This is a genomic window from Agarilytica rhodophyticola, assembly GCF_002157225.2.
In the GTDB taxonomy this organism is placed as follows: domain Bacteria; phylum Pseudomonadota; class Gammaproteobacteria; order Pseudomonadales; family Cellvibrionaceae; genus Agarilytica; species Agarilytica rhodophyticola.
Genome location: NZ_CP020038.1, coordinates 3,027,621 through 3,050,386, shown reverse-complemented (window position 1 = coordinate 3,050,386; position 22,766 = coordinate 3,027,621). Strand labels below are relative to the sequence as shown.

The 22,766-nt window shown below is 41.0% G+C and carries 38 protein-coding genes; 1 reads left to right on the top strand and 37 read right to left on the bottom strand.

What is annotated here, in order from left to right; genetic code table 11:
• Positions 1-17 precede the first annotated feature (17 nt).
• The 36 genes from BVC89_RS13060 to BVC89_RS12895 all read right to left on the bottom strand — a co-directional run bounded on the left by BVC89_RS13060 (position 18) and on the right by BVC89_RS12895 (position 21,939).
• The gene (locus BVC89_RS13060; RefSeq protein ID WP_086931606.1) at positions 18-269 is read right to left on the bottom strand and encodes a hypothetical protein; all 252 of its coding nucleotides are present in this window, start codon (positions 267-269) and stop codon (positions 18-20) included.
• On the bottom strand, positions 266-2,233 hold the full coding sequence (locus BVC89_RS13055) for a portal protein (RefSeq protein WP_086931605.1): 1,968 nt from the start codon (positions 2,231-2,233) through the stop codon (positions 266-268). The genes BVC89_RS13060 and BVC89_RS13055 overlap by 4 nt, the downstream gene beginning before the upstream one ends.
• A complete protein-coding gene (locus BVC89_RS13050) occupies positions 2,233-2,610 on the bottom strand; it encodes a hypothetical protein (protein WP_086931604.1) in 378 nt (125 codons plus the stop codon). Before BVC89_RS13050 ends, BVC89_RS13055 begins: the two co-directional genes overlap by 1 nt.
• Positions 2,610-3,188 carry a hypothetical protein gene (locus BVC89_RS13045; RefSeq protein ID WP_086931603.1) on the bottom strand — a complete coding sequence of 193 codons (579 nt, stop codon included), beginning with the start codon at positions 3,186-3,188 and terminating at the stop codon, positions 2,610-2,612. The genes BVC89_RS13050 and BVC89_RS13045 overlap by 1 nt, the downstream gene beginning before the upstream one ends.
• A 3-nt stretch (positions 3,189-3,191) precedes the next feature.
• Entirely contained in the window at positions 3,192-3,542 is a 351-nt protein-coding gene (locus BVC89_RS13040) for a hypothetical protein (protein ID WP_086931602.1), read from the bottom strand.
• Complete coding sequence (locus BVC89_RS13035) at positions 3,539-3,934, bottom strand: hypothetical protein (protein WP_086931601.1); 396 nt, start codon at positions 3,932-3,934, stop codon at positions 3,539-3,541. The genes BVC89_RS13040 and BVC89_RS13035 overlap by 4 nt, the downstream gene beginning before the upstream one ends.
• Before the next feature lie 2 nt (positions 3,935-3,936).
• Entirely contained in the window at positions 3,937-5,385 is a 1,449-nt protein-coding gene (locus BVC89_RS13030) for a PBSX family phage terminase large subunit (RefSeq protein ID WP_086931600.1), read from the bottom strand.
• 80 nt (positions 5,386-5,465) lie between these two features.
• Positions 5,466-5,588 carry a hypothetical protein gene (locus tag BVC89_RS30570; protein ID WP_281260991.1) on the bottom strand — a complete coding sequence of 41 codons (123 nt, stop codon included), beginning with the start codon at positions 5,586-5,588 and terminating at the stop codon, positions 5,466-5,468.
• On the bottom strand, positions 5,578-6,003 hold the full coding sequence (locus BVC89_RS13020) for a terminase small subunit (protein ID WP_086931598.1): 426 nt from the start codon (positions 6,001-6,003) through the stop codon (positions 5,578-5,580). Before BVC89_RS13020 ends, BVC89_RS30570 begins: the two co-directional genes overlap by 11 nt.
• Positions 6,000-6,599, bottom strand: coding sequence for a hypothetical protein (locus tag BVC89_RS13015; protein WP_086931597.1), 600 nt, complete (start codon positions 6,597-6,599; stop codon positions 6,000-6,002). The genes BVC89_RS13020 and BVC89_RS13015 overlap by 4 nt, the downstream gene beginning before the upstream one ends.
• The gene (locus BVC89_RS13010) at positions 6,596-7,030 is read right to left on the bottom strand and encodes a hypothetical protein (RefSeq protein ID WP_086931596.1); all 435 of its coding nucleotides are present in this window, start codon (positions 7,028-7,030) and stop codon (positions 6,596-6,598) included. The genes BVC89_RS13015 and BVC89_RS13010 overlap by 4 nt, the downstream gene beginning before the upstream one ends.
• A gap of 2 nt (positions 7,031-7,032) precedes the next feature.
• Entirely contained in the window at positions 7,033-7,746 is a 714-nt protein-coding gene (locus tag BVC89_RS13005) for an Ig domain-containing protein (protein ID WP_086931595.1), read from the bottom strand.
• Positions 7,746-11,321 carry a hypothetical protein gene (locus BVC89_RS13000; RefSeq protein WP_086931594.1) on the bottom strand — a complete coding sequence of 1,192 codons (3,576 nt, stop codon included), beginning with the start codon at positions 11,319-11,321 and terminating at the stop codon, positions 7,746-7,748. Before BVC89_RS13000 ends, BVC89_RS13005 begins: the two co-directional genes overlap by 1 nt.
• 15 nt (positions 11,322-11,336) lie before the next feature.
• A complete protein-coding gene (locus tag BVC89_RS12995; RefSeq protein WP_086931593.1) occupies positions 11,337-11,912 on the bottom strand; it encodes a hypothetical protein in 576 nt (191 codons plus the stop codon).
• Between the two features lie 47 nt (positions 11,913-11,959).
• Positions 11,960-12,454, bottom strand: a complete 495-nt coding sequence (locus BVC89_RS12990; protein ID WP_086931592.1) for a hypothetical protein — start codon at positions 12,452-12,454, stop codon at positions 11,960-11,962.
• The gene (locus tag BVC89_RS12985) at positions 12,444-12,683 is read right to left on the bottom strand and encodes a hypothetical protein (RefSeq protein WP_086931591.1); all 240 of its coding nucleotides are present in this window, start codon (positions 12,681-12,683) and stop codon (positions 12,444-12,446) included. Before BVC89_RS12985 ends, BVC89_RS12990 begins: the two co-directional genes overlap by 11 nt.
• A gap of 6 nt (positions 12,684-12,689) precedes the next feature.
• Positions 12,690-13,016: a DUF2829 domain-containing protein gene (locus tag BVC89_RS12980; protein ID WP_216825134.1), complete on the bottom strand. Its 327-nt coding sequence runs from the start codon at positions 13,014-13,016 to the stop codon at positions 12,690-12,692.
• Positions 13,017-13,195: 179 nt separating this feature from the next.
• Positions 13,196-13,474: a hypothetical protein gene (locus BVC89_RS12975; RefSeq protein ID WP_086931590.1), complete on the bottom strand. Its 279-nt coding sequence runs from the start codon at positions 13,472-13,474 to the stop codon at positions 13,196-13,198.
• Positions 13,475-13,488: 14 nt separating this feature from the next.
• Complete coding sequence (locus tag BVC89_RS29735; RefSeq protein WP_158657913.1) at positions 13,489-14,223, bottom strand: phage antirepressor KilAC domain-containing protein; 735 nt, start codon at positions 14,221-14,223, stop codon at positions 13,489-13,491.
• Positions 14,216-14,722 (bottom strand): hypothetical protein, encoded by a 507-nt coding sequence (locus tag BVC89_RS12965; protein WP_086931589.1) that lies wholly within the window; start codon positions 14,720-14,722, stop codon positions 14,216-14,218. Before BVC89_RS12965 ends, BVC89_RS29735 begins: the two co-directional genes overlap by 8 nt.
• Positions 14,713-15,096: a hypothetical protein gene (locus BVC89_RS12960; RefSeq protein WP_086931588.1), complete on the bottom strand. Its 384-nt coding sequence runs from the start codon at positions 15,094-15,096 to the stop codon at positions 14,713-14,715. Before BVC89_RS12960 ends, BVC89_RS12965 begins: the two co-directional genes overlap by 10 nt.
• Positions 15,089-15,871: a recombination protein NinG gene (locus BVC89_RS12955; RefSeq protein WP_086931587.1), complete on the bottom strand. Its 783-nt coding sequence runs from the start codon at positions 15,869-15,871 to the stop codon at positions 15,089-15,091. Before BVC89_RS12955 ends, BVC89_RS12960 begins: the two co-directional genes overlap by 8 nt.
• Positions 15,872-16,215: 344 nt before the next feature.
• Positions 16,216-16,737, bottom strand: coding sequence for a YopX family protein (locus tag BVC89_RS12945; RefSeq protein ID WP_086931585.1), 522 nt, complete (start codon positions 16,735-16,737; stop codon positions 16,216-16,218).
• Positions 16,730-17,014, bottom strand: a complete 285-nt coding sequence (locus tag BVC89_RS12940) for a hypothetical protein (RefSeq protein WP_086931584.1) — start codon at positions 17,012-17,014, stop codon at positions 16,730-16,732. The genes BVC89_RS12945 and BVC89_RS12940 overlap by 8 nt, the downstream gene beginning before the upstream one ends.
• A gap of 1 nt (position 17,015) precedes the next feature.
• Positions 17,016-17,258: a hypothetical protein gene (locus BVC89_RS12935; protein WP_086931583.1), complete on the bottom strand. Its 243-nt coding sequence runs from the start codon at positions 17,256-17,258 to the stop codon at positions 17,016-17,018.
• A gap of 79 nt (positions 17,259-17,337) precedes the next feature.
• Positions 17,338-17,487 (bottom strand): hypothetical protein, encoded by a 150-nt coding sequence (locus BVC89_RS29730; protein WP_158657912.1) that lies wholly within the window; start codon positions 17,485-17,487, stop codon positions 17,338-17,340.
• A gap of 2 nt (positions 17,488-17,489) precedes the next feature.
• The gene (locus BVC89_RS12930) at positions 17,490-17,813 is read right to left on the bottom strand and encodes a hypothetical protein (RefSeq protein WP_086931582.1); all 324 of its coding nucleotides are present in this window, start codon (positions 17,811-17,813) and stop codon (positions 17,490-17,492) included.
• Positions 17,814-17,815: 2 nt separating this feature from the next.
• Entirely contained in the window at positions 17,816-18,181 is a 366-nt protein-coding gene (locus BVC89_RS12925) for a hypothetical protein (RefSeq protein WP_086931581.1), read from the bottom strand.
• 80 nt (positions 18,182-18,261) lie between these two features.
• Complete coding sequence (locus BVC89_RS29725) at positions 18,262-18,408, bottom strand: hypothetical protein (protein ID WP_158657911.1); 147 nt, start codon at positions 18,406-18,408, stop codon at positions 18,262-18,264.
• 181 nt (positions 18,409-18,589) lie between these two features.
• Positions 18,590-18,976: a winged helix-turn-helix domain-containing protein gene (locus tag BVC89_RS12920; protein WP_158657910.1), complete on the bottom strand. Its 387-nt coding sequence runs from the start codon at positions 18,974-18,976 to the stop codon at positions 18,590-18,592.
• Positions 18,951-19,133 carry a hypothetical protein gene (locus tag BVC89_RS12915; protein WP_086931579.1) on the bottom strand — a complete coding sequence of 61 codons (183 nt, stop codon included), beginning with the start codon at positions 19,131-19,133 and terminating at the stop codon, positions 18,951-18,953. The genes BVC89_RS12920 and BVC89_RS12915 overlap by 26 nt, the downstream gene beginning before the upstream one ends.
• Positions 19,130-20,491: a replicative DNA helicase gene (locus BVC89_RS12910; RefSeq protein WP_086931578.1), complete on the bottom strand. Its 1,362-nt coding sequence runs from the start codon at positions 20,489-20,491 to the stop codon at positions 19,130-19,132. Before BVC89_RS12910 ends, BVC89_RS12915 begins: the two co-directional genes overlap by 4 nt.
• Positions 20,481-21,290 (bottom strand): helix-turn-helix domain-containing protein, encoded by an 810-nt coding sequence (locus BVC89_RS12905; RefSeq protein ID WP_086931577.1) that lies wholly within the window; start codon positions 21,288-21,290, stop codon positions 20,481-20,483. The genes BVC89_RS12910 and BVC89_RS12905 overlap by 11 nt, the downstream gene beginning before the upstream one ends.
• A gap of 11 nt (positions 21,291-21,301) precedes the next feature.
• Positions 21,302-21,466, bottom strand: a complete 165-nt coding sequence (locus tag BVC89_RS29720; RefSeq protein ID WP_158657909.1) for a hypothetical protein — start codon at positions 21,464-21,466, stop codon at positions 21,302-21,304.
• Positions 21,467-21,489: 23 nt separating this feature from the next.
• Positions 21,490-21,684 (bottom strand): hypothetical protein, encoded by a 195-nt coding sequence (locus BVC89_RS12900; protein WP_086931576.1) that lies wholly within the window; start codon positions 21,682-21,684, stop codon positions 21,490-21,492.
• Positions 21,685-21,732: 48 nt separating this feature from the next.
• A complete protein-coding gene (locus tag BVC89_RS12895) occupies positions 21,733-21,939 on the bottom strand; it encodes a helix-turn-helix domain-containing protein (protein ID WP_086931575.1) in 207 nt (68 codons plus the stop codon).
• A 108-nt stretch (positions 21,940-22,047) separates the two neighbouring features.
• Here BVC89_RS12895 and BVC89_RS12890 point away from each other — a divergent pair, with 108 nt between their 5' ends.
• A complete protein-coding gene (locus BVC89_RS12890) occupies positions 22,048-22,455 on the top strand; it encodes a helix-turn-helix domain-containing protein (protein WP_086931574.1) in 408 nt (135 codons plus the stop codon).
• Here BVC89_RS12890 and BVC89_RS29715 read toward each other — a convergent pair.
• The gene (locus tag BVC89_RS29715) at positions 22,397-22,765 is read right to left on the bottom strand and encodes a helix-turn-helix domain-containing protein (protein WP_158657908.1); all 369 of its coding nucleotides are present in this window, start codon (positions 22,763-22,765) and stop codon (positions 22,397-22,399) included. The two genes, BVC89_RS12890 and BVC89_RS29715, sit on opposite strands and share 59 nt — an antisense overlap.
• Between the last annotated feature and the right edge of the window lies 1 nt (position 22,766).

Sequence of the window (22,766 nt, the reverse complement as noted above, 5' to 3'; positions counted from 1 at the left end):
CTAATCGAATAGTTTTCTCAGTTTTGAGACAGCTTAATTAATTTATCCCGGGCTGACCCGACCATCTTAACTAAGCTATCAAGTTCTTTTGCTCTGCCTTGCGTTTGTCTAAAATCGCTATCAGCATCGCGTAATAAATCGCTCAACTTTTCATTTCTATCCTTAAGGAAAGTCAATAGATTCTGAAAATCAGTGTTATTGTTGAGCCTCACTATTGATGACAATAAAACCTTCTTTTCACCAATATCTTTAATATCATTTATATTCATGCTGCTGCTCGCTGTTCGAGTGCCATTAATTCTTGTTGTTCAGCTTGTGCCATTTGTTCAGTCCTGCGCTGTAGCTCTTCTTTAGAAGGGATAATTCTATCCACGGGAATTTCCGTAGTTTTCGCAACGCCCTTCAGAAGTTCCGCTCTTCCTTCTACACCCATAATTTGCATATCTATTGGGTTCCCTGTCTGAGCTAAGAATTCTTGCTGCCGGAGCATCATCTGCTCTTTATGTATTAACGATTGAGATCCGCGAGCCTTAACTCGCAAGTCACCCTTAATGCTATCGTCTTCGCCATACATCATCTCGTGATCGTATATTTTTTTAATCAATGGCTCGATTAGGTTTATATCAATAGAGCGCACCACATGCTTAATTGTCTTTGACGAAGCGTTCATCAGCATAGATAGACCAGATGCAGTTCTTGCCGCCCCTGCTCCCTGGTCAGACCCTACAGCGAACTTAGGAAGCCCTGTTACTTCGTCAGCTATCGCGCTGAACTTCTCGTAAATAGACATTAGCTCGTGTGCATTACTGCTTGGCTGAAAGAATTGAATAGCCGCACCGGCATTGTTTATCTGGTTCTCTGAATCAGGATTTGCTCGATACACTTTCCTTGCATGGATAATATGCGCCGTAGCTAAATCGGCTGGATCTAGTTTTGATGCATCAACCCACACCATAGGGCCTGATGACATTTCCATGTTTTCAACAAGCGCCCTAGCTGACGCATTACAAATATCTTGAGTATCTGCCATTAGTTCAGGTAGCGCGTCACCATAAAATGATCCTGGAACACTAGACCAGTGAGAAAAATAATAATTGGGTGAGCCATCAGGATCAGGAGAAATTGCAGCACGAATAACAAAGCCACCAACTATCTCAATTTCAGCTTGGTATTCTTCGTTATCTTTTACACCACTTAAGCCGAACTCGGATAACCTCTGCCCATTAATAGAACCGCTCCACTTTAATGCATCGATGGTTTCACGCTTACCTTGGCTGTTATACCTATTAATGATGTCCTGCTCTTCATCTTCCCACAGCCACTCGTTTAGCCCTGTTATAGAGTACTGAGTTAAGGCCATTGCAATACCACGAGAGTTATAACCGGCCATTTCCTTCATTGATACAAGATCTTGCCTTGTATAGGTAATATGCTCGATGCAATAGTGACCTCTAAGGGAGGTTGTCACCGATGGAGATGGGTAAAAACGGAAAGGCGAAACCCTTCTTACTTTTGGTTTAACGCGATCTTTGTAAGATGGTACCCACTGGCCAAACTCATTTTCTCCCCATGACAGCTCTTTTTCATTTCTATACTCAAGCCCCGCCATTATTGCAACCGGATAGGTGACGACATCATCTAGGAAATCATCAAACTCGTTGCGCCAGTTTGCTTCCGTTAAAATATCCTCTACTCGATCCTCCATCTTTTCGGCAAGCTGCTTTGACTTCTGCTTTAAATCATCCAGTACTTTGTTTTTAACTTCATCTACCATCGCAAAGGCTTTAGCTTCAGGCATTTGTGATTGCTGTAGTGCCTTCTCCGCCTCCTTCATTAATGCCTGTTCCAGCTCTGGATTTATTTCTGGATAATTTGCAGGCTGAAAGGTAAATGGCTTATCACCAGCAGGCTCGAAAAGATCAGCAAGCCATGTCTTGGCCGCCTTACACTTAGAAGAAGTAATCCTCATGAATATTTCAGAAGATCTTGCACTTTCCAGCTTCGCCTTCATTTCGCTGCTGTATATACCTGAGCGTCGACGTAAGCAATCTTCAAACCTGTATGTAAATGTACGCCTATGTTCTCTAGCAACTGTCCACTGCGAGCGAATAAATCCAGCTAATGAGTCCTCATGGTTGCGCACTGATATTTCACGTATCTGTTTAATAGCAGCATGACGCGCTGATTCATTAGCAATAATTTCACTTGCTGGCGTTAGGCGTTGTTCTATCATTAATGCACCGTCGATTTAATCGATTGAGATAACTTGGTTTGTGGAGGCATGTATATTTCTGACCCTGCGCTCTTCTTAAATTCCTTGTGAGCGTTATTTACATCCTCCAGTATGTATTCAAAGTACTGCTGAGGGTTTTTACTCGCTTCTTCAATATCAATATTGATTGATGTTATCTGGTCTAATGTTCCGTGAGCGATAAAAGAGAACTTAATCAAAGAGCCGCCAGCATACTGCACATAGCACCCTTGACAATTAGCTAATGGAAGTCCGTGCAGGCTTTTAAGTTTATTCTCCTCTAACTCTATAGCAAGCTCAGAAAACATGCCGTAGGCTTTAGCAGTTAAAGCAGGCAACTTCTGTCTAATTGGTTTCATTATTTAGCCGCCTTCAATACTTCACACCAAAATTTAGCCCTGCTCTCGCCGACCTCTGCGCCTTTAAGCTTGCTCACACCTTCGGCAAAATTCATTAAAATAACATCCATTCTTTCGCGTGCTTCGCCAAGGCTGAATTCGATTACCGGACACTTCCCTGACTCCAATCTTGCATAACCCTGAACAAACATTTGCACACCGTCACGGATTTTGTTTTCGTCATATTCAAGCCGAGTACTGATGTCGTGAAATTCAATGCCGTCTATTAGGTTGATAATCTTAGTCATCGAGCTAAGCTCATTTTCTATATCAGCTCTATGCGTCTTGAAGTATTGCAGAGTTTCTAAAAATTCCCTCTTTGAGAAGCCCTCATCTAGTTCTTCTTGAGCCTTAACCGCATCGTTAGCAAGATATACCTCATCGCAAAATTCATCTTTAACGGGCGCCCCCACAAACCCTCCATCCTCATATACAGATTCGCCGCACCTGTAAAATCTAATCATATTGCTTGTGGCGAATCCATGCCTGCGGCACAAATCGGTAAGCTCTGATAAAAACGACTTTAAATCACTTTTCATACTTTAACCCCCTAGCATTTCTTGTAATAGTTTAACAATCGGAAAGTCACCAAAGAGAAGCATTGCAAAAGATAGTGTTGTAGAGCCTAAAATTATCCCTAGGTAAGTAAGGATAGTCCGGCGCATATGTAGTTTAGTTTTTTCCCGAATATAACTCTCGGCCATAGCAAGGTCTCCTTGAGCCTCCGCTAAATTGCGCTGTGCTTCGTTAAGTAAATCATTCCAGCGTTTGCGTTCTTTTGCTGCTGACTCTGCTAAGTCTATTAAGTCATTTTTGTTGCCAGGTATTGCAGTGCCAATATGTCTCTGTACATGCTGAGCAATTTTATTAGGTTTGAAATCTCTGTCATTCATACTTTAACCCCTAACAGCTCAATCTCGAATTCGGTGAGCTTTGATAATGCTGCCGCCTTTCGCTCGTTTTTATTTTTCTGTGCTTCGTATTCTTCAATTAATTTAGCCTGATCCTCGATGCGCTTAAACGCACCACTTAATCCGCCATCGGACGGGAATATAAAAAACGAAATCATATATCCTTCATCAAGTGGGGTTAGCTTGGTGTCTCGAAGCCTCACTACTATCTCAACCCGCTTGATGAATTCTTCACTTCTGTAATGTCGATCAAGAAAAGAAGTGCAATAGGCATCATGAAATTCAAAGCCGTGCGGATAGGTATAGTTTTCTGCTGCACTTATAAGCTTTTTGTGCTTTTCATTGTTGGTTTCACTTAAATTGTCTTCGTTCACGTTTATCCTCGCATCACCGGTCTAGGTGGGTTGTCTGGTAAGTTAGTTTTTTTGGTCTTCTTGCGTAACTTTAAGGACATCATGACTGAATCAGCTAAGTTAGGGCTTGGTATTGGTGGCTTTAGCTTCCTCATCTCATCCTTGCTCATAATATGGATTCTTCCGTCTCCCTTCTCCTTCTTCGGGATTCGGCAGATCTCAGCCCTTAGCTTTTTAATTAACTTAATTCGTGAATCAAAGCTAATTAACATTGCTGGGTCATGATACTCGCCGTGCGCAACTGCTCGATAAGTCCTGTAAATCCTGTCCCTTAACTCGATGTAGTATTGGCTACGCTTATTTCTAAATACATCTTTAATCTTTTTAGTTTTCTTGTAGTCATTTAAACCGTCAATGGCTTCGTAAACTGAGTCGGGGTTGTCTGGCGCTTCTGATCCATCAAAGACTTGGAAGTCTATTTTCTTACCTCTAAATGAATCACTGACTTGTCGGCGTAGCGTGATGCCCATACCGCCACCATCCCAGATAAACCTGTCAACTCGCTTCTCTATTGCTAATCCTGTTGCCCAATCACAACCATCGTTAACATCACCCTCGTCATTCTCTAATGCATCAAGAATAACAGCGCCATGTCTATAACAAATCCCTTTTGGATCGTCTCCGAGGTCTGAGGGATCATGAGAAACAACCTCTTCACCCAGCGGTTTAAACCCTAACTTGATATGAGCATCGATACAGGCGTCGAACCATTCAGGTTTTATAATTGCATTCTTCACGCTATCGGAGTATTTCCCTTCCCATATATGATCATATTCAGCTCGGTCTTTTTCAGCCAAGTGCTTTAACCTCAACCTGTTTAATACTTCAGGAAACCAAGGGTTATCATTCCAGTTAATTTCAACAACTATCATGTAGTCGTCTTCGTAATAACCACACTTCTCTAACTCAGGCTCAGCTTTGTTTAAGAACTCCATTGAAATGGGATCTGTTGTTGAGCCACGATTCATTGATATCCATATTTCCGAACCATTTTCACGAATAGTGGGGAAAAGAATATCAATCGTCTCTTGGCTTAAATACTGGCCCTCTTCAATCCATACTTTGTTAGCGCCATCAAGCGACTTAATAGAGCCAATGTTTCTTGCTAGACCTAGATAAATAATTTTACCGCCAGCATCCGAGGATATAGAGTTCTTGGTATTGTGGAGCCCTTGAACGTCATGATGAGCCATTCGCCTTAGCATTGAAGAGTGAACTGATTCCTCAATAGAGTTTTGAAACTCCCTTGCACAAACGACCTTTTCACCATCATGGCAGTGTTTTAATGTGCAATCTGAAAATGTGATGGTTTTAGCTGACCCCCTTCCGCCTACTGCTATCTTTAATGGCTTAGGCTTAACAATAAGAGGTATTAGCTTTTCTGGAACCTCAATGTTGATTTCATTCGTCATCTTTAAATAGCGACTTACCGAAAACCTCTTTCACTGTCATCTCGAACATGAAAACTGAGAGGACTGCCAAAGAAAACGAACTAAGCACTATCATTAGTATAAAAAATACCTTTGCGGAGATTAACAGTAAAATCCACCCGATTATCGTTACAACGAGAGAAATTAACAGGGTCTTGTGTATCTTCTTTAACTTCATGTTTCACTATCCTCTTTGCCTTGATCAGCTGGTCTGACGCCTGTTAAATTCCAGGTTGTTGTGGTTGTCTCTACAGGCTTGCCGTTTGGCCCTGAAACCTCGCTTTGTACTTTCTCTGCGTACCCATGCTTGCTTAGCATTAACTTAGTTACAGATGCGTTGTAGTCACCCTTAAGGCCACCATCGGTGAGTTTCACCTCTTGATTTGCCAACACTTGTTCAACGATGTACGAAAACTCTGAATATTCCTTGTTTTCTGCCCAAGCATAAACAGTTGATCTTGCTACACCCATATGAAGAGCTAGCCCTGCAACCGATGGCACCTCTGTTTTATATGAGTCCAAGTAACCTTTAGCTAATTCAATCTTTTCCGGGTAATCACTTGGGCGGCCGCCTGGATTAGATTCTTTTGAATCACTCATAAGTACTCTTTGTCACTAAAATAGATTGTGTTTATGTGATCGTCATTTGTGTGGGGATAAAACTTTGCGAACTTATACATTGCTATGCCGCTATCTTTCGGATCGTGAATGCTGCCTATTAATGATCTGCTTAGCTCAAGCTCTAACCTACTTAATAGGCTCCTGTGGATAGATATGCTTTTTGCTATAACGCTATCTTGCTCTAGATCTCTAATGCCGTCATCTAAAGCATCGACAACCATTTCCCCAATTTCGACTTTACGAGAACCCCGATGGTTATTAATAATATCTTTTGCTGGAAATAGCTTGTGACGCTTATGCATATCATGCGAGCATTGTTCAAAGGCACGCTCTATTGAATAGCCCTCCAAGCCAAACATCTTTCCTTGGTCTATAATGCAGCCTTGCGCCCAGCTTTGCCCAAAGTCCTTATATCGCCATGAAATCTCAATACCTCTACCAATTGAGCTGCGTCTTATATTTACTTCGCAGTTTTTAGAAGGACAACACTTTAAAGCTGTATCAAATAACTCATGTAAGAACATCTCATATTTCTTGTTCCGTCCATGTTCTTCTATTTTCTTGTAATCAATCATTTCTCTTCCTTGCTTTGATACTTGGAATAAACGTGATTTGCTATCTTAGCTAAGAACTCTTCATCAATGGCAGCCCTAATAGAGTCCCCCAATACAGCCATGACTTCATCAATGTTTGGTTTGGCTTCTTCCTTGCTTTCACCATGATAATCATTGTTAGCTCTAACCCTGTAGTCTTCTAAAATTGACATGTGTTTGTCTGGGATAATAACTCCCGTATTGCCAGCAGACATAGGGAAATGCAGTGTATAGAGCTTTTCATCGCCACTGATAGTAAGTACCACCTGGAAGCGAGCACCCATCCTATCCATGTCGTATTGATACTCTATTCCCGTCGGCTCAACAGGAGAGCACTGAATAATTGCCTCTCTCAATTTATCTCTATACTCAAACCCAGCAAGTCCTATATCGGCATATGAAGGAAAACCCATAGTCACTCTACCCTATCCACTACATCTAAAATTAAATTAACGCTACCATCGCCTACTACAGCCCCGCCTACTTCTACAATTAACCTGACCTGATCAGCGCTATCTATTAAATTTGACTCGTTGATAGTGGCAACATGGTAGCCTTGGAAGCTCTTGCTAAATACTGTGATGTTTTCTATTAATGTTCCGCTCATTGTTTCGAGCCGAGCGTTTAGTGACGGTGATGCGACTTGTACACCGCTAAATATTCCCGTAACACCAGGAATAACGATTCCATTTTCATTGTTGCGATAAATTACCCTATCCCTTCCATCGTCATAACCTGGGACGATTCTCACATCAAATTCAATGGGTTCGTTTGCTATCAATCCCTGTGCAACCTCGTTGACTGTTACACCAAAAATATTAGATCGAGTCGCCAATCCATTTAACACTGCTACTACCGAAATAGAATAGCTTCCCTTTTTATTGATAGTTCCTGTAATAACCCCAGTGCTTGATATTGATAATCCTGGATTACTTGGACTAACTGCAATTGAATATGAGGGCGAGCCACTGAAATAAGAACTCACATCTAAATTAATGCTTTGCCCTTCATCAATAGACTGGCTTAAGATCCCTCCAGTAAATATTGATGGTGATACTATTTGTCTTGGGTTAAACGATGACAAAACCGGGTGTCTATCATCATTAAGTATTGGAGACGATAAAAACATTATGCAGCCTCTACCGTTAGTCCTGTGACCATTGTTATATAGCCATAGCCACTATTAGCATTTGTATCGTAGAGCACTAAGTAACCTGCGTCACCCGAAAGAATGTTAGCATCCCCGTCTAATTCAATATCAAACACTCCGTTTACTACCTCAACACCCTCGAATTTCTTTACCTTCTCTAATCCGTTATTGGTGTAAATAAAACTGGCATTAGAAAAGCTCAGGGTAACTGCTCTACTGTCGCTATCCTCAATCGTATTTAATGCCTGATTATTTGTGATTCTTAACGTTGGCATAATTACATCCCCTGGTGCCACTTGAAATGAAATTGCATTAGTAAATGCTGGTGCATCTCCCTCATTACCCTCTACTCTTACAACAGCCGAATAGTCACCCGGCGTTGTTGGTGTTCCTGATATAAGGCCCGCAACCATTGTCACGCCAGCAGGCAAGTTGCCTGATTCTATTGAGAACACCTCTGTATTATTTGGATCATTAAAAAATGTATTTAAATCCAGAATAAATAATTCACCAGCTACAGGACTTTGAAATGGTACAGGCCCAGAAAACACAGGCCCCATTGCTGATGCCTCGGTCTCTACAGAGAATTGCCCAGATACGCCACCGATTACTACTGTTGCTGTTGTTGTAGTGGAAAATGTTCCAGGAGTTTCTATTCTCACTCGAATAGTGTCGCCACTGACTACTGTTGAAGGTGTGCTTCTAAATACTCCACCATTAACCGAATATGTACCGCCATTAATGCTTACTACTGATGACTCGTTTATATCGCTTACAACAATTGTATTTGAAATAGCATGATAATTTACTGCCACATTCGTTTGACTTGTGAACACAAAGGCAGCCGGCACAGTATCTATTGTCGGAATGCTGAACGTATCAGTAACCCCGCCAATAGTTAAAACTACATCCTGTACAGCTCCGAGAGTGAGCGGAGATATTCCCCTTACTCTTACAGTGTCGTTATTGCCAACTTGCCCCGGTGAAGCAGTAAACGATCCGCCATTAACTGAATATTCACCACCGACAACACTTATAGGTACCAGCCCAACAATACCGCTTACTGCAATAGCATTGGATACTTGAGTCGTTCCAGCTGGGACGTTAGGCGAATCAACAAATGTAAATTGTGTAGCCGCTTCAGAAAGAACATAATCTAAATTCGAATAAAGCGTATTTGCCGATACATCAACTATTGAATAACTACCTGATGCAGTCCCAGTAAAATCCATTGTCGTATCACTAGAGAAAACAATGCCGGGAATCTCTTCATATTGAAACTGGTCTCCAGCTTCAGGAGTTATCGATTGATTGTTTAATGCATCCTCATATAAAGATATCGTGCTTTCTGGATCAGGAATAACACCATTCCAGTTTATATAATTCCAGCCCGGACGCGGTAAAAGTCTCAAGCCACCAAATGTTGCATTCCTCGCAGTAATATCAACTACACGCAATGTGATATCACTATCCCACGGCACTGCGCCTGTGTTTTCTGGAACTGTTAGCGTAACTGAATTAGCTGTTTGTGAATCAATAGTAATTGTTGTAAACAGTGCGTTGCTGTTATCACTGGTAAAAACAAATGAGAAATGACTGCTATAGTCCTGCGTATCAATCGTTATCTGATTACCTGGACGTATCTCGCCATTAACACCAAGAATTCTTGGCCACGGGAATACATAATTTCTAAAAGCTGAATCATTACCGCTTGGCCCGTACCTAAGATAGCGGCCCGCTGGATTTCCTGTAAAACTTACTACCCAGCTTTCATCTACTGCTAAGTCACCCGATAACTCGTATTTTACTTGATCGCCTATTTGAGCTGTTTCATCAAGCAAACGATAAAAAGAGTCCTGGGTCTCGATATTAGGTTCAGGCCCTAAATATTCTCTAACACCAAAGCCTACAGCTGGCAGAATAGTTAATTGATCTTGATCTGCTAATACACTGCCTGAATTTAATGTCAGCGTTATAGTGTTTCGATTCCATGGCCAAAAATTATCTTCAGGAATTGTAAAAACAACTCTGTCCGTATCCGTTGATGTGATAGATACGGGTTCATTAGCTCCATCGACGGAAGAGAGTGTAATACTTGTGATAGTTCCTATCTCAGCAGTCCTTACACTTACCTCTTCCCCTGCCCTAAACTCCCCATCAATTAAAACCACCCTTGGGCCAAGCTTAACCGGTGTTGAAACTGAGAAGCTACCAACGATCCCACCGATGTCTAGAGTTGCTGTAACCGTCGTGTTAATTAATCCCGACGAAGTTACACGCACTCGAACGCCATCCCCTGGCGCCATGGTTTCTGGGGCTGAGGTGAATGGCCTATTGTTTATTGAGTATTCGCCATTCGCTACGGTTATAGGAATTTCTTGATTGAATCCAGCAGGTGTAATTGACTCAGATACTGTTACCTCATTAAATCCAGCTTCAATAACATTCGTAAAATTAAAAGCGTCAGGAAGTACATCAGGTTCAGCGATGGTAAATGGTGATTCAATGTAACGAGGTGTAGCGCCATCCAGATATCTAACCCTGAAAGTCCCGGTAACTTCTTGCCCCGGTATAACCTCCATCACAGAACTATCATCAGCTGTTAATGCTGAATTAGTTGTGTACTGTATCTGCTGGCCTACCTGAGCAACATAACCTGGAAACAATGGAGTATCCGTTCCAGGTATATTTGTATTCGCCGCTAACTCTGCAAAGGAGTCTGTATTGTTAAAATCAGGAACACTTGCTAGATTAATAAAGGCCCAACCTGCAGGAGCGACCAATGTTTGATCTTCTATCTGTACTGAATTTATCCCATCACTAACAGTAACAATTAGCCCATCCTGGCCCCACTCAAACGGGTCAATTAGATCTGGCAGAGTGGCTAATGCATGATCTGGCGTTGATACATCATCAATTGTTAAATTAAATGATCCTGCAATTGTTGGGTGAGTAACTGTAATCGATGTCGCAGGCCCAATACCGTCAGTCTGTATGTCTACTTGCGTCCCCGCTGCAAAGTCACCATTAACTCTATTAAGCAGGCCTACATTCGCCAGCCTGACAAATATTTCACCGCCTGTGGTTAATTCTGTCTCCGGCCAAAGCGCGTTAGGTGGTGTGCCGCGAAGTGAAACATTTGTTAGTGGCGCTGATATTGTACCGCTTGCACTGCGAGTATTTGAATACCCGGTCTCACGCGAAACAAAATATCTAACTTGTTCGCCCGGTGCATCATTATAAAATACAAAAAAGTATTGCTCACCAACTGTAACATCTAAAGGAGTCGATAAGGGTAAATCAATTACTTCTCCAGTTGCCTGCGATGATGTGCCTGCAGCTGAAGCAACAGCATTACCGTTTTGATCAACGACGACTACCAGTATATTAGATGCGCCCTCAAAATTGGCGATTCTAGTCTGTACAGCATCCGCTCTTGCCGTTACGGTCGCAACAGCACCATTTTCATTTACACGCCCACCAAAACCTATAGTAGCCGTATTAGTGCTGTAATCAGCATCCGAGCTAGGGCCTGCTATTGGAATATCTGGCATTAAATTAAATCTCTGTTAAGCTGCGAAGGGTAAAAACAAATTATCAAATCCGGTATTTGTCCCACCGAATTTAAGGCCGTGCATTGTTGCTGTATTGAATGTGTCGTTTGTTACTGTAGTGATGTCAGCGCCATCTAAAATTATTGTTAGATTGTCACCTTCCATTCGCACACCAATCTCATAATCTTGCGTATTGCTGTAACTAGGGATTGTGTGAGTAGCGAGGATTTGAAATGTTCCGCCATGATCAAACCCTCCATCAATAACAGCGATCATTTGCAAAGAGCCGCCGCTTAGAATAACTAAATCATAAAAATTTCTATGATCTACAATTCTAAATGCTACACCCGACTCATCACCGGAGCCACCACGAGCATTGTAAGTTGCTGATACAATACCATCAGTGTTATTTGTCTCTGCTGCAATGATATGACCATTGGTATCGCTCGGAGCAGCACCAACAGCATAAATTAAATTATTTCTTTGCTCTGCCCCGCCTGCTAATACAGTCAGAGGGGCTGGTATAGGGTCGCCATCAGCGCCAGGAAAACGAATAACATTCGATACACCAAGCGGATCATAACCACTCATTATCCCCCTGTTATTTACGAGAGAAACAATACCGTTTACACAAGCCATTAGTGGAGCCACGCCCTTACTAGAAAACCATCAACGCCACGATTAACATCATTAATCCCAGCGCTTGAATAGTGAAAGTATTCTATGTCAAATATTTCATAGTGAAAAATTAAGCCTAACCTGTAATTTCTTTCGCCAACCAATTGAAAGTCTGGAGTATATGCAACGCCAATCCTTGTTTTAATCTCCCCGCCTAAAAACCGCCAACCCGGATTCACAACGCGAGAGAAAGAATAAAAGAACTTCTGCTCTTGATAACCGTGCTGCCTTGTCTCTCCCTCTCCCATTAAACCTATATGTACATCCCAGCGGTCATTAAACTTTAATCCTGCGCCGCCTACGCTATTCTCTGAGTGAATTACAGTTGTGCCCAGCTCAATGTATGGCTGAGCAAATGGCTTTTCCTGCGCTTCTGCATTAAGCGATGACAGGAAGTAAAGTAAAAATGCAATTACTAAACATGCAGTTGTAGTTAACTTAATTTTACGACTCATTTTCTATCCTTTTTGACTTTAATCTCTCTTCACGAGCAGTTAACCATTGCTCCCTCTTATGCTTAATTGTGTAGTAACAAATGATCAAGCCACCGACCACGCCAATAAAGCCAATAACTTCATTCAGTAACGCAAATATCTGAGCAATCGACATTGTTATTGTTCCAAGAGGCACAACAATAGCGCCAAGAGGTGTATCTACTGACCTCTCGACAAAGTGTTTAAACATAATTATTTACTCGATTATCTTCCAATCATCAGCTAGCATGTCTTGTTGTGATGCAAGCCAGCCAACTTGAATTTCGTTTTTAGATGTTTTAATCGCGAGACCGTCGCACACTTTAAGATCAAACCCTAGCGTCTTTTGATAATCGGATGCCTTGATCATGAACACAAACTGGTTTTTCCCGTTCCACCCAGCACGAGCCACCTCACGACCATCCTTTATTGCTTGAAGTGCATCACCAAAATTCATGTTATGAGGCATATTTTCTAACTCCAGAAATAAAAAAGGCCCTACTAGAGGGCCGAAGGGATACATACAAACCTTAAATTCAGGCATAAAAAAACCCGCACAAAGGCGGGTTAAGCATCTATTAAACTAAAATTTCCAATTACTCTAAGCTATCGACACGAATCGGTAACTTATGCATATAATGTACTAAAACTTGTAACCAACTTCAAGAATATGTTTTTAAATACAGTATGTGTTTTTATACATATTAGTTATAAGTCTTTATTTTATTGAATACTTGAAAACTCAAACTCAGTTGTTCCCATAACAAACGCCATGCAAACGCTTAACTGTCCATAAAACATAGCTTCGTCTTTCTCGTCATCAAAATGAATTTTATTTTTGTCCATTGCCTTAACTAACATGAGAGTCGATGCAGATAATAGGCTTTTTACAGTCTCGGCGTTCTTTGGATCAATTTCGAGCTTGCTTGCAAAACCTAGAACGGTTCCGAAAGTAGGAGACATCATAAGCTCGTTTACTTTTTTCCTTTCTTCCTCTGTCATGATTCAGTAGCCCTCTAGATTGAGTCTTGGTTAAGTTTATTAGCTAAGGCAGTTAGTCCTTTTGGTCTAACTCGAACCTGATCAACAAACTTGTCTTCGCCATCCCTGCCTTTTACCGTCGTTGTTTTATGCCAAAGATAGCCGGAGTGGATCTTATCTTGATACGCGACCCAATGCTTAGTACCCGTTCTTTTATAAATCCATCCATTTTCATCCAGCCACATGAAAAGCTTCTTCGGCTGCATTTGTAGCTCCTTGGCTGTATCAGTTATGCACATACTGCCCTCGCTTGCGCATATTCTATCGAAGGCTTCGACCTTTGGCGCGTCTTCTATAATCCGATATTCAAGTAACTGTTTTTGTTGCTCCAGATTCTCTTTTTCTTCTTCCTGCTTAATTACCATTAAGGCAAGCTCTTTTCGGCTTAGCTCCTTGGATTGTTTCTTAGCCTCAAAAAACTCCTTAACTAACCTCTTCTTAAATGCTTTTACAATATCGTTATTGCGCATATATGTGATAAGTAGTGTTGAATGCTGCTCGTTTAAAACAGCGTATTCTGTGTCACTTCCACCCCTTTGGCCTTTTGGTTTTGGCCGCATTTCAAATGCGACCATTCCAAAATCCTCTAGATCACTGATGTTCTGGCGGATTAGTTGGATAACAGACTTGTGAGAAAGCTCTACACCCTCAGCTATTGCCAAGGAGGTGGTTACTGGTTCTCCGTTTAAAATTGATACAAATTTACTCATAGTTAACGCCTCCATGTAGTGGCAAATATTTGATGTTCGTCTTGTTTATTCGGTTAGCATTTTCTTGGTAGTAGAGGTAGATCTGATAAGCGACATCGGCTTGATCTTGTAGATTCAGGCTATTGAAGTTGTCGGCAAATTTATCTAGAAGTGATCTCTTGCGAGCTGATTTAGCAGCAGGCAAATAGGTGACGTTTGACGCAGGCGTAACTTGAGTGTCTTTTGACATGGTGAAATCCTCTGTGAGATATGAGGCTCTACCAACAAGGGTGATAATCTTGGGAGGCAGAGCAGTTACAGAGTTATCACCACCGTTCACAGAGATACGGCCCGCCGAAGCGGCTCCATAACTGCCTGCCATAGAAGTGCAGGCACAAAAAAAGCGCTTCGTGTGAGCGCCTATGCGCCCTGTGATTATACGGAGGTGATAAGTTCCGGCCTTAGATTTTGCTAAGGCCCTTTCAGAATAGCCCCACTCGTCACTTAATGTCAAGCGCATAATTCTTCACCACAAATCGAAGCGTAAACAGCATTTGTACCACTAATGACAAACTGCTCTACTTGTCGCCTGTTGTAGTTATATCCATTCTGTTCTAAATGTCGGCTGAGTGAGCTGTAGTTAAAACCACCGAGGTAATACAGTGCAGTTGATACACCAAGATGTTCATTTTGCTTTATCACGCCGGCTAAGACTTTATCTACCAGCAAGCAAATAGGCTCACTTACAACATAAGATTTACTCCTATGAGTTATTGAAAATAGCGGCTGAATACTGGGGTATGCTAGCGAATTAATTTCATTCCCAGAATTAACCCAGCGCGACCAATCCTCTAGTATTGTCTTTGCGTCTTCATGTAATAAATAACTACTCATAACTACCTCTTTCACTCGCCAATAAAATCTTAATCGTTTCTACCGTTTTGTTGTACGCCGCCATTTTTTCAGTGCACTGATAATACCCCCAGCCGTCAGGCACTGAGACTTCGTTATCCCCAATATCAATAAGTAGCTTCTTGTCCTCGATAGCAAAATCATAAATTTTCTTATGTAACGTAAAATAATTTATGAATTTAATATCGCTCTCTAGTAGCTTGGTTGCGAGCTTATAGTGAGCGTGAATACGTTTGAGGTCGTGTAATTTATATCGAGCCTGTGGATGCGCACCTTCTAACCACTCGACTCTATCCTGCCCGATTTTTTGGATCAGATTGGGCCGATACCTGACTATGTTGCCTGATAGATAGGAGTTGCAGTGCTCGCATTGAATATGACAATTCAAATCATTAAACCTCAGCTCTGGATGAGCGCCCACGCTGAGATAGTGCCCTGCATTCATCTTACAGCCAGTGCTTCTACCGCATGATATGCATGGCTGCCCTTTGTCTCTGGTGCGAATGTATTTATTAAACTCTGTTTGAGCCTTCTTTCTCCATAACTTAGTGTCATCACCATCAAGCTTGCTTTTCATCTCCCTTGTTTTCGCTCTGAATGCCTTATCCGCCTTCTTCTTTTCGGCAGCTCTTTTTTTATTACCTCTCTCTTTCGCTTCATTGACAATAACCCTCATGCATTGATCTGAGCATGCGGCTTTTAAAGGGCCTACGGGGAATTTGGCGGGAGCCTTACATACTGAGCATCTACGATTCATCGTGATCTCTTCTTCTGTAGATTCCATTCTTTGTAAAGTACAGCAGCGAAAAATAGAATAAACCAGCCCCACGCCGGAGAAAGAACCCAAAGCCACGACCAGCCTATAAAACCTGTTAACTTTAGACCTATAAAAAGTACTGCTAGTAAAGATAAAAACATATTTTTCACCTATAAGATTTTGATATTTTTTGCGTAATACCTGGAATAAGATCCCAAGCAATAAATGATAGTAATGGCCATACCCAACACGGAGAAAGTATGAGCCACCATGACCAATCGATAAGCCCTGTAAGTTTCATGGCTATTATGTAAAATAGAGCAATAAAAATTATCAAGTTAACCTCAGCTGTATTCATGCTCGCCGTAATCATGCCCTTTATTGATAAACACAAGTCCTGGGATTGCCTTCTGGTAAAGTTTTTTTAATTCAGGACTCTCATAGATATTTCCCAAGACTCTACAGCATTTATCCCAAACACCTGGGTTGCTGTTATATTTTTTTATTTCGACTAATTCAATATCTTCAGTCCTAGATTCAATATATCCGTTAAGTGTTACTCCGCTGCTAGGGGTTATAGTTATGTGGCCTACCCTCTTATAAGTCCTGGGTTCTACCACTGTGTCTCCATAATGATCGCAAGTACCATCAAAATATCTAACATGCTCCACAATGTCCCCTTCATATATTTCCTTCCCATCCTTATCTTTAACGCCCGTAAACTGCATGATGGAGCCATCTATAACTTCATCGGTGGAAACTGCCGTACAAGGCCCCTCGATAAATGCATACCCATCAAAATCTATCCCTACTGAGTAACGCATTATTTTGTCTTTAATGTCCCATGCTCTAAATTTTTTATTCATCTTTTAAATACCCGTTATGCGTATCACGCTTTGACATTTCTTTAATGAGAATATCTGTTAAAGCTTCAGCGATTTCCGTAGCTGCCTCTTCTCTTAACCTGATTCGCCGCCTTACTTCAACAGACCCCGCTAAATCCTCCCCGTTTATCCATGCCATCTCTGGGATATCCGTTGTTCTTATAGGCTCCTGCAACCTTTCAAGAGGTTCAGCTAACTCTATTGATGAGCCACCGCTCCAATAAGTCCCGTCCACTTGCACCATCACTCTAATATTCATATCAACATGAACCTCCGTCACAGCCAGAACCACCAGTATCATAATTGTTTACAGACGTATAACTTGTATTAGAATCTGATTCTTTGCACATTTGTTTTTCGACTTTTTCTTTTTCCTTTTTTGTAAGCTTTGGTGGCAAAAACAAGTGGCCAAACTTACGATCAAAGAACACGAACAGTCCTGTTGTGCCAATAAACAATAATATAAATACTGCGAATATCCCCCACTCACTTATATCTGTCATTGTTCCGAGTTACTCGCTATAAATAAAATGATGAGTACAATCATAATGATTACTAGAGTGCTGAGGTTTTGACATCCGCTCATAACTCACACGCCTTTATGTAAGTATCGAACGCTTCTCTAGAATCATGCTCAACCATAATGTCATTCCCTTGCTCTGAAATGATCCAGCACTCACGATGAAATACACCGCTTGAATCACTATAATTTCTTACCTTTCTAATTGACATAATTAAATATTCCCTTTACGTTGGTTGCTGTTAATAGATCGCCACATTTCAATCTGTAGCTCTGCACTTTTCCTTTGATTCTGTATTAAATACCATTCTTCATTGGCGTTTCTTAAGCTCTCGATATGGTTTTTATAGTGCTCACTTCCTTCCGCTTTCTTAAGCCTGTCAGCTGCTGAACCTTCTGTCTCCTCGTTATAAAGCAAGGCAATCATTGTTTTACGCATATCGTCTAAAGCTCCAGATAGTGCCCGTAGTCTCGCCGCTTCTTTATCCGTACTCTTTAAATAATCAAGCGCTTTTTCTGCGTCGTTAATGTCAATCATGGCTAGTCCTTAGATTCTTCCTGCGAATATTCTTCTAAAAACTTATTGGCTGCATTGACTAGATTTTCAGGTAGCTTATCTGCATTCTTTATGTTTGTTATCTGGTGAATAACAAATACTTCATATATCTGCTTTTTATCCAAAGAAACAGTATGTAGCGTTAATGTCACAGCAAATATGTACGCATAAGACTTAATTAGCTTCTTATTCTTCTCAAATCCTTCCGCTACTCTATCGCCATCTAAATATGCAAAGCAGAAGAACATCAGTCCAAAGAGACCAATGCAAATAACTACAACCATGCCGAACCTTAAAATGTCTACAAGATTCCCCGCCCAATTAATAAACAACAAACTAGCTAAACTCATCTCTCTACCCTCTCAAATAAATCAAAAACAAAACTAAAATTAATGCCGCTATAGACCACGGTAAGCCAAGGCTTTTTAAATCATTCATCGTATATAAAACCATGCTCATCAAGTGGCGGCTCTAAATCGTCCAGAGCATCTTCAAGGGCCTGCTGCAAAGCCTTTACTAATTCATCACTGCTATCTATTTTGCACAGTTCTCGCGGCGTCATGTATTCAGGCTGCATACTTATTCTCCTTTTTTGCTTGCTCAACCGTTTTCTTAACTAGATCAAGCGGCTTACCTCTGAATTGATTTTTTTCTGTATTTATCCAAAGCCACGGACTCAAACTTAATTCTTACCGATTCTTTAATCTTTGCTTTGTCACACTCGAATCTAAACATCTGCACAAAGAAATCTAATTGATTCATGATGCCTCTCTCTCGCTCAGCGGATAATAAATACTATATGAACGCTTCTTTTTAGCTTTTGCCGCTCCGCAATTAACAGCGCGTCTAAGTTGTTCACTGCAAACCTTTGCGCTTAACCCGGTATGATCAGCAACTTCTCTTGCTGTCATTGCGCCGTATGTCTGGATGCAATTTAAAACCACTTTTGTACTAGTCTGAGGAATATATTCACCAACAAGGCCTTTTAGTTCAGCTCTCTTAATTGCCGACCTTAGCGTTGTGTACTTTAATAAAAGCGCTCTAGAAATCTGTTTTAAATCCATGTCAGTGGTCATATACAGCTCGTATGCACGCACTAGCTTGTTCAAAGGTATAGAATTACTTCTTCGAACTACTGTTTGCATTTTCACGGCCTCTGGTTTCCGATATGTATTTATCAATGGCATCATGTGCCTTTGAATAAACTCTTGATAAACCATGTCCCGGCTTAACCCATTCTTTTTTAAATATCTCGAATAAATCAGCTCTTAATTTTTCCAATTGCTCCAATTGCTCGATCATTTCTTTTTACCTTTCCCGTATGTCTCGGCAAAACTTTTACCTTTGTATTTTTTTTCCGTGGGTGTATTTTCAGGGATTGCGTAGTCGGGAGCTAAATTAGCAAACCGGCTATAATTGAACTGATGAACCGCGTATGTAGTTCCTGTTTCACCGTCTCTTTGCTTCGCCGTTATAAATTCTGCTATGCCCTTATGTAGCGAATCTTCGTTGTAATAATCATCTCGATAGAGAAATGTAATTATATCCGCGTCTTGCTCAATGCTTCCTGACTGCCTTAAGTCTGAAAGAAGAGGTCTTTTATTCGGTCTGCTTTCAAGAGATCTATTTAATTGAGCCAATGCTATTAACACGCTGTTAGTGTCTTTTGCGATACGCTTTAAACCCTGAGATATCACTGTTATTGATTCCGTTGAATTATCTTTGCTTGATGTCATTAGCTGAAGATAATCCACCATGATTAAATCTATACTTTTTTCACGATTATGTTTTTTTGCGATAGCTTCAGCTCTAGAGATTGGCAAGCCGGAAATATCAGACAAGAATAAATTTGCATCTTTAATTTTCCTTACTGCCAGCTCCAAGCTCGCCCAGTCATCTTCATTAAACTGCGCTGTCTTTATTTTTTCGTAAGGAATATTGCCAACATCAGCAATCATTCTCTGCATGAGCTTTTCTTTTGTCATTTCGACGCTAAATACCAAACAGTTGAGATCGTTTAATATCGCATTGCGCACAACGTTCATGCCGAATACTGTTTTGCCCATGCTGGGACGAGCACCTACAACAAAAAAATCACCCGGTTGCAATCCGCCAATTTTTTTATCTAGATCGACAAAACCGGTCATTAAGCCTTTAGGAGCCATCCCTCTAAACCTACTGTCAATCGTGTCGACGACATTTTTCAATACTGTGTTTACATGTTCGCCGTCTTCGTCCCGAGATCTTTCAACGCTTGTTAGCAGTGAGCTTGCCTCTTGTATTTTTTCGTCAACTGGTTTTTTCTGATCAGCTAAGTCCATGACCTTGAGAGCAGTATTTTTAAACGCTCTGTCACGTGATCGAGCTTTCACTATTTCGCCGTAAGCAAAAATATTACTTGATCTACACGAATTTAAAGCTAGGTCAGTTAGATACTCGAACTTTTCTGGCATTAACTCTGCAACGGTTATTACGTCAACAGCCTTGCTTTGGCCAACTAAATCATCAATCACTGAAAATATCCTGCCGTTCTCGCTTGAAAAGTCTGACGCTGACAAGTCGCTAGGCAAATCAAACCTAAGCGACTGATCTTTCAGTAGCGATCCAAGTACCGATTGCTCGGCGTCATAGGAAAATAAATCTGGCAATTTAATATCCATTAGCTCGATTCGCCTTATCAATAATTTTTTCAATCATCGAAATGAATTTTTTTGCAGTAACCAACCATTCAAGATTGGCCCTCCAGCCGCGATCATTGTTACCAATGTAAAACCCGTTATTTAGATCCCTCACCTCGCTAAAGTACGATTCCCAGAATTCCAAGGACTGATGATCTGGACTCTCAGCCCATCGGGCAGCCAACGCTTTAGCTCTTGGCGATCCAGTCCACAAATTTGGAACTACGCTTTGACACTCAGGTAATATCCTGTGATATGCGTCGATAATCTTCATGTGTGGGCAGGGAGGGGTTTTATTTTTTTTAAGTTCGTCAGAACTGATATCATCATCCGTCGAATCTTCAGTTTCGACAAGAGTATTATGTTCTATGGTTTGTTCAGTGGTTTGTTTATTGGAGATGGTAGTTTTGTCCAATTTGGTATTGGTAGTTTTGTCCAATTTGGTATTGTCATTTTCTGCCAAGTTGGTAGTTTTTGCCAAGTTGGTATTTTCGTCCCTACTGATATCTTCCAATTCGGGTACTGTTAAGTCATAAATAATACGGTTTGAAAACCCTCTCCTTTGCTTACTCAGCCACCCTTTTTTGCTTAATGATTTTGTTATTTTTGATATGCGAGTTTTGTCATTTATCCTTGAGCGCTCTGACAAAGCATCTAGAGACGGATAAACTGTATTTGTGTCTTTACCTCTAAACGAGTACAAAGCAAGAAGAACAAGTCGCTCTGTACCTGTTAATCTATCGTCTGTTACCGCCTCTAAAGGGGCTATAATTAATGACATAAATATCTCTGCTAGTCTTTTTTCTTGCTATTTAACGGTCTTCTCTTCACTTCGCTATTGCGCATCTTCGCCAACGCTTGCCTTAATATTTTTCCCGCGTCCTCCTTTTTAAATCCCGGATAGGACTTTTCGAGGCCCTGTAAATCTTTTTTATTTAGCTCTATGATTCCGCTCATAAAATTACCCCCTGATGAGTCGGTTACGCGGTTTTTAAGTCGTTTTTATTGCTAGATTCTGCTAACAATTGAAGCTCTCGACGAATAATTTCAAATGCGAGAGTTGCTTTCTGTGTGCGCGAATTTCTTGCTAATGCTCCTAGCAATTTTAAATCGTGATCATTGAGACGAACTTTTACAACGTTGTCTCTGATGTCCTCGGGATTATCGTATGCCACTTAATTACTCCTGATTTCTTTTTTAATTTTTTTGGAGACTGCTAATTGTTAAATTTGTGTTTGTTCTTCTTGAGCTTTTTCTTTCAAGCTGTCGCGAAGTTGAAAAATTTTACTCGCGGTTGTCATGAGTACATTTCGCCCACGAGAAGCTTTAGATATTGCGCCTTGAGAGACGCCAGACAGCTTCGCAATTTGAGGCTGATTTAAACCCTCTTCGCGAAGTTCTGCGATTGCGTCTTTTACTGATGTGTCCAATGCTGATCTCCTGATTAATAATGATCAGCCTTAATATATTCCACCCGGAATACTTTGTCAATATTAAAGTATTCCCCGTGAAATAAACTATTAGTTTATTATTCCCAAATGAATAGAAAAGCATTTATAAAACGAAGTCTTGCCGAAACTCTCACTCTGCTATGTGAAAGCGCAGGGCTGCCCTACTATAAGAACAATAAGGTTAATCAGAGTCAGTTAGCGAAAGCGGCGGGGGTTACTCAGGGGGCTATATCAAAGATATTGTCTGGTTATACCACTAGCCCTGAACACTATGTCATTGAAGGGTTGGCGAATGTGTTTGATGTGACAACTGCGCAGGTTAGAGGTGAAAACCCTATATCATCAATTGATGGAGGGCTTGAGGCAGTTAAAGAAGAAATGCTTCGAGACTTTGAAATGGTGAGTCCAGAAGCACAAAAAGAAATACTACAGTTTATTAAGTGGAAGGCAGAGCAGGCCAACAAAAACCAGGACGATCCTCCCGCTGGGGCTTAAACTTTTTCATGAAGTTAAACACGTCCATAACATCATCGTAAGAAACCATTTCTAGAAATAACATAAACTCGTTTCTAAAATAGCGATCGTAATAACTTTCGGCGGGATTCCCTCGCCCATTGATTAACCAATCCGGCGAAACATCCAAGTATTTAGAGAGAAAAATCATGGGAGCAAAGTCTATTTTCCCGCCTTTTTCTAAAGCTAATATATTATTGAGACTAACCCCGCTTTTCTTATGCAATGCCAGTCTTGTTAATCCCGTCAGCTCTCGCGCCCATGTGAATCTGTAACTCAATCCGTAATCCATG